This window comes from Nonomuraea wenchangensis (genome assembly GCF_900111685.1).
GTDB classification, from domain to species: domain Bacteria; phylum Actinomycetota; class Actinomycetes; order Streptosporangiales; family Streptosporangiaceae; genus Nonomuraea; species Nonomuraea wenchangensis.
In genome coordinates this window covers 357,170-369,665 of sequence record NZ_FOHX01000008.1, presented here as the reverse complement: position 1 = coordinate 369,665, position 12,496 = coordinate 357,170, and the positions used below count along the sequence as shown (strand labels likewise).

Annotated in this window: 8 protein-coding genes; 4 read left to right on the top strand and 4 right to left on the bottom strand. The window is 73.5% G+C overall.

What is annotated here, in order from left to right; all coding sequences use genetic code 11:
• Positions 1-9: 9 nt before the first annotated feature.
• The 3 genes from BMW85_RS25920 to BMW85_RS25910 all read right to left on the bottom strand — a co-directional run bounded on the left by BMW85_RS25920 (position 10) and on the right by BMW85_RS25910 (position 3,485).
• Entirely contained in the window at positions 10-975 is a 966-nt protein-coding gene (locus BMW85_RS25920) for a discoidin domain-containing protein (protein ID WP_091086158.1), read from the bottom strand.
• Positions 976-990: 15 nt separating this feature from the next.
• Positions 991-2,571, bottom strand: coding sequence for an alkaline phosphatase D family protein (locus BMW85_RS25915; protein ID WP_091086154.1), 1,581 nt, complete (start codon positions 2,569-2,571; stop codon positions 991-993).
• Between the two features lie 128 nt (positions 2,572-2,699).
• Positions 2,700-3,485, bottom strand: coding sequence for a DeoR/GlpR family DNA-binding transcription regulator (locus tag BMW85_RS25910; protein WP_245775066.1), 786 nt, complete (start codon positions 3,483-3,485; stop codon positions 2,700-2,702).
• A gap of 141 nt (positions 3,486-3,626) precedes the next feature.
• On the opposite strand from BMW85_RS25910, the gene BMW85_RS25905 reads away from it, so the two are divergent.
• The 4 genes from BMW85_RS25905 to BMW85_RS25890 are packed head-to-tail and all read left to right on the top strand — an operon-like array spanning position 3,627 to position 10,103.
• Positions 3,627-4,931, top strand: coding sequence for an extracellular solute-binding protein (locus BMW85_RS25905; RefSeq protein ID WP_091086149.1), 1,305 nt, complete (start codon positions 3,627-3,629; stop codon positions 4,929-4,931).
• Entirely contained in the window at positions 4,928-5,839 is a 912-nt protein-coding gene (locus BMW85_RS25900; RefSeq protein ID WP_245775065.1) for a carbohydrate ABC transporter permease, read from the top strand. Before BMW85_RS25905 ends, BMW85_RS25900 begins: the two co-directional genes overlap by 4 nt.
• Complete coding sequence (locus BMW85_RS25895) at positions 5,839-6,651, top strand: carbohydrate ABC transporter permease (RefSeq protein WP_091086146.1); 813 nt, start codon at positions 5,839-5,841, stop codon at positions 6,649-6,651. The genes BMW85_RS25900 and BMW85_RS25895 overlap by 1 nt, the downstream gene beginning before the upstream one ends.
• Positions 6,648-10,103 (top strand): hypothetical protein, encoded by a 3,456-nt coding sequence (locus BMW85_RS25890; protein ID WP_091086144.1) that lies wholly within the window; start codon positions 6,648-6,650, stop codon positions 10,101-10,103. The genes BMW85_RS25895 and BMW85_RS25890 overlap by 4 nt, the downstream gene beginning before the upstream one ends.
• Here BMW85_RS25890 and BMW85_RS25885 read toward each other — a convergent pair.
• Positions 10,088-12,496 (bottom strand): ATP-binding protein, encoded by a 2,409-nt coding sequence (locus BMW85_RS25885; RefSeq protein WP_245775064.1) that lies wholly within the window; start codon positions 12,494-12,496, stop codon positions 10,088-10,090. The genes BMW85_RS25890 and BMW85_RS25885 overlap by 16 nt on opposite strands.

The following is a 12,496-nucleotide window of genomic DNA, read 5'->3' as shown; positions in this document are numbered from 1 at the left end:
TCCCTTCGCTCAGCGGACTTCGACCTCGATGATGCGGGTGTAGTCGTTGGCGCCGTTCGAGGCGAGCGCCACGACGCGGACCGCGTCCGCGGTGACCGGCGCGAAGTCCGAGCGCACGGTCCCCGCGGTGTTGCCGCGCACCTGCGCGACCGTCTGCCACTGGCCGCCCACCTGGGCCTGGACGTCCCAGTCGCGCACGCCGTAGCGGTAGGCCGGGTAACGCTCGGTGTCGAGCGTGTACAGGTCCACGCGGGAGATCTGACGGGCGCCACCGAGCGCGATCGCGACGGTGTCGGGGAAGGCGCGGGCGGTGGCGTCGTTCCAGCCGTTGCCGCCGGCCCAGCCGTTGGAGGAGCGGTCGCCGTCGGCGACGCTGCACGGCGGGTAGTTGGCGTTGGTGTGCTGGGAGGAGGCGGTGACGGGGCGGCGCAGGGCGAAGTTGCCGCCGTTGTCGAGCCGGTCCACGGTCATGACCTCGACCGGCACCTCCAGGCTGCGCTTGGTGGTGGTGCGCAGGCGCAGGCCGTAGGTGCCCTCGGCGGTGCCGGGCGGCACGGCCACCAGCAGCTTGGCGGACAGCTCGTAGCCGGGCGGCAGGTAGCTGGTGAGCATCGCGCGGGACGCGGTCAGCGGCTTGTCCACCTCGATGGCGGCGGTGGCGTAGCCGGCCTTCTTCGCGTCGCTGCGCAGGCCGATGTCGATCCTGGCGGGGCAGGCCGGGTCCACGCCGAGCGGGGCGACGAGGCGGTCGGCGCCGGCGATCGGGGTCAGCGCGCCGGTGCCCTTGGACGTGCCGGGCCGCACCTTGACCGAGGCCGACGACGGCGGCTCCGACGCGGGGGAGGGCAGCGCGGGGGAGGGGGACGAGGGCGCGGGCGTGAGGGCGGCGGTCCCCGCCAGGGCGGGGGCCGTGAGGGCGGCGGCGGCCGTGACCAGGGTCGTGGTGGCGGCGAGCGCGGCGGTGAGGTGACGCATGTTCGGACCTTCCTCCTAGAGCGCGTGCAGGCCGGGGGCGCCGTCGAGGGTGACCAGGCTGGCCCTGGTGGAGACCGGCGCGCCGGGCCGGTCCACGTACGGGACGACCCGGAAGTCGGCCCGCCACTGGCTCCGCGTGACCTCGCAGGAGACGTAGCCGCGCTGGTAGCTGGAGAAGCGCAGGTGCGGGTTGACGGGGTCGCTGCCGCCGGGCGGCACGCCGGTGTTCGCGTTGCCGTTGCCGCCGCTGCTGACGGAGGTGCAGACCAGCTCGACGCCGACGGCCGGCGAGGCGGGGTCGTCGAAGTTCGTCCGCAGGTCGCCGGCGAGGTTGTAGTGGATGTCGCCGGTCAGCACGACCGGGTTGCTGACCCGCCGCTCGACCAGGCCGGTCAGCAGGCGGTCCTTGGCGGCCTTGTAGCCGTCCCACAGGTCCATGCTGAGCTTCTGCGCCGGCCCCGCGTCGAAGTCGAGCTGCATCATGGCGACCTGCTGGGCGAGCACGTTCCACCGGGCGCGGGAGGCGCCGAGGCCGTCCAGCAGCCACTTCTCCTGCTCGGCGCCGATCATCTGGCGGGCCGGGTCGAGCCGGTCGGCGCAGTCCACCTGCTGGCCGTCGCCGCAGACCTGGTCGTCGCGGTACTGGCGGGTGTCGAGCACGTTGAACTCGGCGAGGTCGCCGAAGGTGAAGCGCCGGTAGATGCGCGCGTCCGGACCCTCGACGGAGGGCAGGCGGACCGGCATGTTCTCCCAGAAGGCGCGGAAGGCGTTGGCGCGGATGACGAGGTAGTCCTGCTCGGTCACGTCGCCGCCGGGGCCGTACCGGCCGGCCCAGTTGTCGAGCACCTCGTGGTCGTCCCAGGTGACGATCCACGGTGCGGCGTGGTGGGCGGCCTGCAGGTCGGGGTCGCTCTTGTAGAGGCCGTACTGGACGCGGTAGCGGTCGAGGGTGTCGCACTGCACCCGGAACTGCTCGGGGACGGGCGTGTTGCGGTTGCCGCCGGTCGGCACGATGCCGAACTCGTAGATGTAGTCGCCCAGGTGGAAGACCACGTCGGGGTGCTCGTCGGCGAGGTGGCGGTAGGCGCTGTAGTAGCCGTCCTGCCAGGACGCGCACGAGGCGAAGGCCAGGCGCAGCGCCTCCGGGCCGGCGTCGTGGGCGGGCGCGGTCCTGGTGCGGCCGACGGGGCTGAGCTCGCCGCCGGCGCGGAAGCGGTAGTGGTAGTCGCGGCCGGGCCGCAGGCCGGTGGCGTCCACGTGCACCGAGTGGCCGTACTCGGGCAAGGCCCAGGCCGAGCCGTGCCGCACGCGCCGGGTGAACGCCTCGTCCTCGGCGATCTCCCACTCCACCTTGATCTTCTGGTACGGCAGACCGCCGAGCGGCTCCAGCGGCTGGGGCGCCAGCCGGGTCCAGAGCACGACCCGGTCGGGGAGCGGGTCGCCGGAGGCGACGCCGAGCCGGAAGGGGTAGTCGCCGCGGGCCATGGTGCGCGCGTCGGCCGACGCGGTCCACGGGTCGGCCAGGTCGGAGGTGAAGGCCAGGGCGAAGGCGGCGCCGCCGAGGCCGAGGAAGGATCTACGGGAGGGATGACCCATGCTCCTGCTTCCTACGCTGGGGGGCGAAAGCCCTCACTTTGTAGCAAGCAGGATGTGGTCTTAACAAGAGTCGAGTTACAAATAACGTCCTCGACGTTACATTCGCCGCCCGCCGGGCGCTGAAAGGGTCACAGTTGCGCGACCAGGACGTTGCGGTGCCGGTCGTGCAGGCGCTGCAGCAGGTCGGCGGGCGCGCCGGAGTCGACCACGATCACGTCGAAGTCGTCGAGCGGCGCCACCCGGTGCAGCGCCACCCGGGCCAGCTTCGAGCCGTCCACGGCCAGGATGCGCCGGGTGCCCGAACGCAGCATCGCCCGCTTGACCAGGACGATCTCCTGCTCCTGGTGGAAGGCGTACTGGTCGGAGACGGCCGAGGTGGACACCACGACCACGTCGGTGCTCACGGCCTCGGCGGCGTCCACGCAGCCGAGCCCGAGGAAAGAATCATGGCTCGCGTGATATTCGCCGCCCAGCGCGATGAGCCGGATGTCGGGGACGCCGGCCAGCAGCCGGATCGCCTCCAGGAAGTTCGTCACCACCGTGAGCGGCGCGAGCTCCCCCAGATGACGGGCCACGGCCAGTGCCGTGGTCGAGTCGTCGAGCATGATCGAGCTGCCCGGCTCGATCTGGCCCGCCACGACCCGCGCTATGGCGTCCTTCTCGGCGGTGTGGGCCTGCAGCCGGTAGGCGATGTTGCTCTCCCACACGTTGCTGGCCTGAGCCGTCGCCCCGCCGCGGACCTTGCGGACCATGCCCTGGCGTTCGAGCTCGTCGAGGTCGCGGTGCACGGTCATCACGCTCACGCCGAAGCTCTCCGCGAGCTCGGCGACCGAGGCCGAACCCTGGCGCACGATGTGCTCGGCCATGCCGCGCCACCGGGCGGACCTGCTGGGGGTGTGCTGACGCGAATCCACCGAAGCCCTCTCCACACTGGTGAGACGGCTGCGCATCCTACTCTTGACACCCCGCTGGGGCGACTCGTAACCTCCCTGCATCCATCACTTGTAACAGAATTGGCTGTTAAATTAACAATCAATTCATGGAGGTAGGCGAGCATGACCGGCCTTCTGCACGACGCCCGGGTGAGCCGCGGGCAGTTCTTCCGCCTGATGGGCGGTCTGGCGCTGGCGAGCGCCGCGACCGCCTGCTCCACCCGGCCGGAGACGACCGCGACGACGGGCGGCGGCGGCACCACCACCGAGCTCAAGTTCGTCGGCGTCTCCGACCAGAAGGCGCCGATGGACAAACTGGCCGCCGCCTACGCCCAGGCCACGCCCGGCGTCCGCGTCACGCCCTCGTACGCGCCCACCGACCAGGTGCAGACCTCGCTGCGCACCCAGCTCGGCGCGGGCAACGCCCCCGACCTGCACGTGGTCTACCCCGGCAGCGGCAGCGCCATGTCGATGACCCAGATCGCCCAGGCCGGCCTGCTGGCCGACCTGTCAGCGCAGGCGTGGACGCAGACCATCCCCGCGGGCTTCAAGCCCGCCTTCCAGCTCGACGGCAAGACCTACCTGTACTCGGCCGGCTCGTCGGTCATCGGCGCCGTCTACAACAAGAAGGTCTTCCAGCAGGCCGGCATAGACGCGCCGCCCACCACGTGGACCGAGTTCCTGGCCGTCTGCGACAAGCTCAAGAAGGCCGGCGTCGTGCCGATCGCGCTCGGCGCGCAGACGCCGTGGGTCACCCAGCTCATCACGTACGCGCTGGTGCCCTCCACCGTCTACGCCAAGGACCCCACGTTCGACGACAAGCAGCAGGCCGGGCAGGCGACGTTCGCCGGCTCCGGCTGGCAGCAGGCCTTCGAGATGTACCTGGAGCTGCAGAAACGCGGCTTCTTCAACGACAAGCCCAACGGCACCACCTTCGAGCAGCAGACCTCGATGGTCGCCACCGGCAAGGCCGCCATGGCCGTGCAGGTCTCGGCCGTGCTGCCCGACTTCCGCAAGGCCGCCTCCTCGCCCGACGACCTGTCGATGTTCCCCCTGCCGGGCGCCGACGACGCCGACTCGGTGTGGATCCCGGCCGGCGTCGTCGTCGGGCTCGGCGCCAGCGCCAAGGGCAAGAACGCCGAGGCGGCCAAGGCGTTCATCGACTTCCTCGGCAAGCAGGAGAACATCAACGCCTGGGCCAAGGAGATCGCCGCCATCCCGCTCACCCAGGACGCCTCCTCCACCATCGACCCGGCGGTGGAGTCGTTCCTGCCGTTCACCAAGGACCGCGCGGTGCCGTTCATGGACCAGCGCTGGCCCAACGCCGAGGTCCAGCCGGTGCACTTCGCGGTGGTCCAGAAGCTGCTGGCCGGCGACTCCACGATCGACGAAGCACTGAAGAAGATGGACGAGGCATACCGCAAGTGACCCCGTTGACCGCCCGGCGCGCGCGGCCGGCCAGTGCCGCCCGCCCGCGCCGCAGCGCCACCACCCCGCCCTGGCTGTTCGCCGCCCCCGCCCTCGCGGTGTACGCGCTGGTCGTGCTCTACCCCGCGATCAGCGGCGTCGTGTACGCCTTCACCGACTGGAGCGGCATCGGCGAGGACTGGTCGTTCGTCGGCCTGGCCAACTTCCGCACCCTGCTCGGCGACGAGCAGGCCATGGGTTCGATCGGCAACACGCTGCTGCTGACCCTGGCCGTCGTCGCCGTGCAGAACGGCGTCGGGCTGCTGCTGGCGCTCGGCGTGCACGCCAGGCTGAAGAGCCGCGCCCTGCTGCGCGTGGTCTTCTTCGCGCCGGTCGTCGTCAGCCCGGTCATGGTGGCCTTCCTGTGGAAGTACATCTACAACCCCGACCCGGAGGCCGGCCTCAACGGCCTGCTCGGCCTGCACGTGGACTGGCTCGGCGACCCGTCGGTGGCGCTGTGGTCGATCGCCGGCATGGTCGTGTGGCAGTACGCCGGCTACTCCATGGTCATCTTCCTGGCCGGGCTGGAGGGCGTGCCCAAGGAGCTGCACGAGGCCGCGATGATCGACGGGGCGGGCACGTTCCAGCGCTTCAGGTATGTCACCTGGCCGCTGCTCGCGCCCGCCGTCACGATCAACCTGATGCTGTCCACGATCGGCGGGCTCAAGCTGTTCGACCAGGTCTTCGCCGCCACCAACGGCGGCCCCGGCTACGCCACCGAGACCCTGTCCACCGTGCTCTACAAGCAGGCGTTCGTCTTCGGCAAGTTCGGCTACAGCACCGCGGTCGCGCTGGTGCTGGCGCTGTTCGTGGCCGCGGTCTCGCTCATCCAGGTCTCCTACCTGCGCGGCCGGGAGGTGAGCGTGTGATGCGGCGTACGTTCCTGCTGGAGATCGTCATGATCGCGGTGGCGGTGGCGTTCCTGTTCCCCGTCTACACGCTGGTGTCGCTGGCGCTGAAGGACCCGGCGCAGATCTCGCAGGCGCCGCTGGCCCTGCCTGACCCGCCCACGCTGGACAACTTCGCCACCGCCTGGTCGGCCGCGGCGCTCGGCCCGTCGCTGGTCAACAGCACCGTCATCACCGTGGTCAGCCTGGTCGCGCTCATCGCGCTCGGCTCGTTCGCCGCCTACTTCCTGGCCCGCGTGCAGACCCGGCTCGGCTACGGGCTCTACATCCTGTTCCTGCTCGGCATCGTGCTGCCCTTCCAGCTCGGCATGATCCCGCTCTACCGGCTGGTCACCGACCTGGGGCTCATCGGCACGCACGCCGGGATGATCCTCTTCTACACCGGCATCCAGCTGCCGTTCACCGTGTTCCTCTACACCGGCTTCATCCGGGCGCTGCCCCGCGAGTACGCCAGCGCCGCCCAGATCGACGGCGCCGGCCACCTGACGGCGTTCACCCGCGTCGTCTTCCCGCTGCTGCGGCCCATCACCGGCACGGTGCTCATCCTGAACGCGGTCTTCATCTGGAACGACTTCTTCACCCCGCTGGTCTACCTCGGCGGCTCCGGTTTCGAGACGGTCCCGGTCAGCGTCTTCGCCTACGTCGGCCAGTACGTCTCCCAGCACGGCCTGGTCTTCGCCGGCCTCGTGCTCGGCGCGCTGCCCATCGTGGCGGTCTTCCTCGCCCTGCAGCGCTACGTCATCAAGGGCTTCTCCAGCGGGCTGAAGGGATGAGCGAGGCCGCCCGGATCTTCCGGGACCCGCCGCGCGCCTACTCGCCGGCCGCCATCTGGTGGTGGAGCGGCGAGCCCCTGCGCCGCGACCGGCTGCGCTGGCAGATGGAGCGGCTGGTCGCCGGGGGCGTGCACAACCTCGTCATACTCAACCTCGCCCCGTCAGGGCCGCTGTTCGGCGCCGACGCCGACGACCCGCCGTTCCTGTCCGAGGCGTGGTGGGAGCTGCTGGACGGGGTGTGCGCCGACGCCTTCGAGCTCGGCGCCCGCCTGTGGTTCTACGACCAGCTCGGCTTCTCCGGCGCCGACCTCCAGGCCCGCCTGGTGCAGGAGCGGCCGGAGTTCGCCGGGCAGTGGCTCGGCCCCGGCGGCGAGATCACCACGCGCGGCTTCAACTACCTGTCGGCCGAGGCGTGCACGGTGCTGCTCGACCAGGTGCACGGCGAGTTCGAGCGGCGCGTCGGGCACTGGTTCGGGCGGGTCGTCGCCGGGTCGTTCCAGGACGAGCTGCCCACGCTGCCCACCTGGTCGGCCCGCTTCGCCGAGGAGCACCTGGCGCGGCGCGGGAAGGAGTTCTCGCTCGCCGACCCCGACTGGGCCGCCTACCAGCGGACCCGCGCCGAGCTGGCCGAGGAGGCGTTCTTCCGTCCGCTCGCCGACTGGCACGAGCGGCACGGCCTGCTGAACGGCTGCGACCAGCAGGACCCGGCGCGCGCCGGGCATCCGGTGGCGGGCGTCGAGCTGTACGCCGACTACGCCCGCACCCACCGCTGGTTCTCCGCGCCCGGCTCCGACCACCACGGCGACGCCCGCCTGCACGCCTCGCTGGCCCACCTGTACGGCCGCCCCCGCGTCTGGATCGAGGCGTTCCACAGCAGCGGCTGGGGCGGCACGCTGGAGGAGACCTTCGACTGGCTGCTGCCCTGGCTGCGGGCCGGGGCGACGCTCTACAACCCGCACGCGGTCTACTACACGACCCGGCGCGGCTGGTGGGAGTGGGCGCCGCCGTCCACCGACTGGCGGCAGCCGTACTGGCGGCACCACCGGGTGTTCGCCGACGCGGTGACCCGCCTGTGCGCCGCCCTGTCGCTGGGCCGCCACGCCTGCGACGTCGCCGTCCTGCTGCCCACCGCCACCGTCCAGTCCGGTACGCCCCTGGCGGGCGGCGGCCCGGCGGGGCCGGACGCGGCGCGGGCCGACGAGGTCTACCGGGCGCTGGTGGGCGACATGGCGTGGTTCGCCACCAAGCCCGGGGTGCTCGACCGGCTGGGCCTCGACGCCGACGTGATCGACGAGGACTCGGTACGGCGCGCGGAGACCGCGGACGGGCGGCTCGCGGTGTCCACCGAGGCGTACCGGGCGATCGTGCTGCCCGCCGTCACCGTGCTCGACGACGACGTGGCCGCGCGGCTGACCGCGTTCGCCGACGCGGGCGGGCTGCTGGTGGCCGTCGGCGCCGTGCCGCCCGCGCTGTGCGGCCGGGCCAGGCTCGCCGCCACCCCCGAGGACGTGGGGGAGGCGCTGGCCGCGATGCCGCGCCGGGTCGAGTCCCCCGTGCCCGCGCTGGTCCGCGAGACCGGCGACGCCACGCTGGTGTTCCTGACCGCGACGCATCCCATGGCCAGCAGGATCGGCGTCGGCCGGCCCGAGGAGCGGGGCGTGGACCTGGGCTGGCTGGACGCCGACATCGACTTCGACCCCGCCAGGTACGCCCGCGAACTGCGCGTCACCGTACGGGACGTGGCGGGCACGCCCCGGCTGCTGCGCCCCTTCGCGGGCGGCGACCCGGTCCCGCTGCCCCACGTCCGGCGCGGCGACGCCGTCGAGGTGGTCGTGCCGTTCGACGACGGGCCCGCCGCGCTGCTGGTCTTCGACGGCTCAAGCGGCGATCCAGTGCCGCCGGAGCCGGCGTACCCGGTGGAGACGGACCTCGGGGACGAATGGGACGTCGAGCTGGTCCCCACCCTCGACGACACCTGGGCGGACTTCGGTGGCGGCGCCGGCGTCGAGCACCGGACCCTGCGCACGCCCGGCGGCGAGCCCGTCCACGTCACCTTCGGCCCGCGCGGCGAGCAGCGGGTCGGCGACGGCCCGTGGACGCCCTCGGTCTGGTCGGCCTCGCGCGGCCTGCGCAAGGACCCCGTGCACCGCGACACCCTCGGCCCCAAGGGGCACGTGCCGGTGGAGTTCCTGGCCTTCGGCCGGGTCGCCGCCGGGGTGGAGGCCCGTTTCCGCAGCGTGCTCACCGTGCCGCCGGGCCCGCCGCGGTGGCTGGCGCTCGGCGCGGGCGCGGCCAAGACGCTCCGGCTCGACGGCGAGCCGCGCCCCCTCGACGACGCCGGGTACGCCGCCGTCACCCGTGACCCCGTGCCGCCTGGCGAGCACCTGCTGGAGCTGCTGCTCGTCCCGGACGAGGAGCTGGACCTGCGGGCCTACGCCTGCCTGGCCGCCGACCCGGCCGACGCCGCCCGGCCCGAGTGGATCGCCGGCCCCCGCCTGGAGACCGTCGTGGAGGCCGGCGTGGAATGCGACGGCGGCGGGGACCGGGTGCTGCAGGTGGCGTCCACCACGTTCTGCCGGGTGCTGGTCAACGGGGTGGAGGCGGGCCGGCAGGGCGGGTTCGACCCGTACGCGGAGGCCGACATCCCGCGCGTGCGCCGCTACGACCTCGCCCCGCTGCTGCGGCCCGGCCGCAACACGATCGCCGTGGAGTCGGACGGCTGGATCCTGGCCGACGGCCTGGCCGTCTCGGGGCCGGACTGGTCGCCGCGGCCCCGCGTACGCCGCCGCCAGCACGGCGACCCCGCCGCGCTCTGGCTGCGGCCCCGGCCGCACCCGCTGCCGGAGGCGGGCTGGCTCGACGGGCGGCCGTCCGCGCCGCCCGCCGGGTTCGCGGTCCCCGGCGACCGGCCGGGGGAGGAACGTTTCCTGCTCGACCCGCCGCCGGGCGCGACCGCCGTCGAACTGCCCACGACGGGCGCCGCCGAGCTCCTCGGCGAACTCGGGGACGGGCCTGTCGAGGTGCGGGTGGTCACCGGGCCCGGCGCGCGGGCCGGGGCGGCCTTCACCGGGCCGGTCCGCTTCACCTGCGGTCCCGGCCGCATGCGGCTCGGCGACTGGGAGGAGCGGGGCCTGCCCGGCTACAGCGGCGGCGTGCGCTACCGGACCACCGTCACCGTCCCGGCCGCCGGGCCCGGCCTGCTCGACCTCGGCCGGGTACGGGGCACGGCCGAGGTCGTGGTCGACGGGAAGCCCTGCGGGGTGCGGGTCTGCTCGCCGTACCGGTTCCCCGTCGAGCTCGCCGAGGGCCCGAACGTGGTGGAGATCCTGGTGCTCGGCACGCTGGGACCGTACATGGACGAGGTGAGCCCGACGCACTTCGTCTTCGCCGGCCAGCGCGCCACCGGCCTGTTCGGGCCGGTACGGCTGCGCACGCCTCAGCCTCCCGCGTGATCCTGAGCGGCGGGACCCTGCCCGGCGACCCAGGCCGCGATCTGGGCCCGGGAGGTGAAGCCGAGCTTGCACAGGATGTGCTCGACGTGCGCCTCGGCGGTGCGCTGCGCGATCACCAGGGTGGCGGCGATCTCCTTGTTGCTCATGCCGCGGGCGACCAGCGCCCCGATCTCCCGCTCGCGGCGGGTCAGCGGCGAGTCCTCGCCGGTCCGCGGGGCGCGTGGCCGCCGCTTCTCGTGGCCCGTCGCGTACCCGGGCACGTCGCCGGGAGGCAGCTCCACGCCCTTGCGGAAGGCGGCGGCGAACCCGCGGGCGCCCAGACGCTCGCGCGCCGCCGCCTCGGCGGCGTCGTGGTAGCCCTCCAGGTAGCCGAACAGCGGCCCGCCGAACGCCCGCCAGCTCTCCTGCGAGGCGCCGAGCAGCGTCGCGGCCCGCTCCGCCGAGGCGTCCGCGGTCATCCAGGCCAGCGCCTCGACGCAGAGCGCGACGCCGAGCCGGTCGTCGAACGGCTGCTTGAGCCGGATGGCCTCCTGCTCCATCTCGATCGCGCGGGCCGGGTCGCCCTGCCGCCAGGTCTCGATGCCGAACATCCACAGCGTGTAGGAACGGAACCAGTGCTCGTGGCGAGCCTCGCACCTCGCCAGGCACTCCTTGAACCGGGCGATCGCCTGGTCGTCGTCGCCGAGCAGGCCGTGCGCCGTCGCCAGGTACATCAGCGCGTTGACCACGCCGCTCTCCTCGCCGGCCGCCCGGTGGCCGTCGGCGGCCTCGCCGAGCAGCGTCACCGCTTCCCTGAGGTCGTGCCGCATCAGCGCGGCCAGGCCGGCGACGTACGCGACGGGCGCGGCCGGCGGCGGGTCGGGCAGGGCCTCGCCCAGCTCCCTGCACTCCCGCAGGAGCGCGTCGGCCTCCTCGAAGTCGCTCTGCAGCACCGCGAGGCGGGCCTGGACGCACAGCGCCTCGGCCCGCTCCGGGGACGGCTCGGGCGCGGCGGCCAGCAGCCGCGCCAGCCACGCCCGGCCCTCGCGCAGCGCCCCGGCCGCGATCCAGTGGAAGCAGAGCGCCGTGGCGAGCACCAGCCCGTCGCGGACGCCGTCCGGCCCCGGCGCGTACGGGGAGGAACCGGAGGAGGGCAGGGCGGAGTCCAGGGCGGTGCGCAGGTTGCCGTGGTCGGCGCGCAGGCGGGCGAACCAGGCGACCTGGTCCGGCCCGTACCAGTCACGCCGGGCGCGCAGGGCCAGGTCGCGGAAGTAGGCGCGGTGCCGGGCACGCAGCTCCGCCTCCTCGCCCGACTCGCGCAGCCGCTCGCGCCCGTACTGCCTGATGGTCTCCAGCAGCCGGTACCTGACGCGTCGCCGGTGCTCCTCGCGGGCCAGCACCGACTTGTCCACCAGCCCGCCGACCAGGTCCATCACGTCCTCGGGCGGGATGCCGCCGCCGGAGCACACCTGCTCGGCCGCCTCCAGGTCGAGCCCGCCGGAGAACACCGACAGCCGGCTCCACAGCAGCCGCTCCTGCTCGGTGCAGAGGGCGTGGCTCCAGTCGATGAGCGAGCGGAGGGTCTGCTGGCGCGGCATGGCGGTCCTCGCCCCGGTGGTGAGCAGCCGGAAGCGGTCGTCCAGCCGTTCCAGGAGCTGCTCGACCGACAGCGCCCGCAGCCGTACGGCCGCGAGCTCGATGGCGAGCGGGATGCCGTCGAGCCGGCGGCAGACGCGGGCGACGGCCTCGCGGTTGGCGTCGGTGATCTCGAAGCCGGGCAGCACGGCCCGCGCCCGCTCGGCGAACAGCCGCACCGCGTCGGTCTGGCCGTCAGCCCGGCCGGCGGTCCCGGCGGCCTCGGGGACGGCCAGCGTCGGCACCTGCAGCACCTGCTCGCCCGTGACGCCGAGCGCCTGCCTGCTGGTGGCGAGGATCCGCAGGCCGGGCGCGGCGCGTACGAGCCGGTCGGCCAGGGCCGCGCACGCGTCCAGCAGGTGCTCGCAGTTGTCCAGCACCACCAGCGTCCGCCGGTCGCGCAGGTGGGCGGCCAGCACCTCGAGGGAGGGCCGCGACGCGCTGTCCTGGAGGCCCAGCGCCGCCATGACGGTGGCGACCAGCAGCTCGGCGCTCTCCAGCGCGGCCAGCTCCACCAGCCACACCCCGTCGTGGTACGCCCGCCGCAGGTCGAAGGCCACCCGCAGCGCCAGCCGTGACTTGCCGACGCCGCCCACGCCGGCCAGCGTCACCAGCCTGCCCTCGCCCAGCAGCCGCTTGACCTCGGCGATCTCCCGCCGGCGGCCCACGAAGCTGTTGAGCTCGGCCGGCAGCGAGCCGGCCGGCGACATGGTCTGCCACCCGTCCGGTCCCGGCTTCGGCCCGCTCTTCGGCCCAGTCTTCGGTGCAGCGATGGTCAT

Bases quoted from the DNA above. Each gene is read 5' to 3' on its own strand.
- BMW85_RS25895 (WP_091086146.1), top strand. From the start codon at position 5,839: ATGCGGCGTACGTTCCTGCTGGAGATCGTCATGATCGCGGTGGCGGTG.
- BMW85_RS25915 (WP_091086154.1), bottom strand. From the start codon at position 2,571: ATGGGTCATCCCTCCCGTAGATCCTTCCTCGGCCTCGGCGGCGCCGCC.
- BMW85_RS25920 (WP_091086158.1), bottom strand. From the start codon at position 975: ATGCGTCACCTCACCGCCGCGCTCGCCGCCACCACGACCCTGGTCACG.
- BMW85_RS25890 (WP_091086144.1), top strand. From the start codon at position 6,648: ATGAGCGAGGCCGCCCGGATCTTCCGGGACCCGCCGCGCGCCTACTCG.
- BMW85_RS25905 (WP_091086149.1), top strand. From the start codon at position 3,627: ATGACCGGCCTTCTGCACGACGCCCGGGTGAGCCGCGGGCAGTTCTTC.
- BMW85_RS25885 (WP_245775064.1), bottom strand. From the start codon at position 12,496: ATGACCATCGCTGCACCGAAGACTGGGCCGAAGAGCGGGCCGAAGCCG.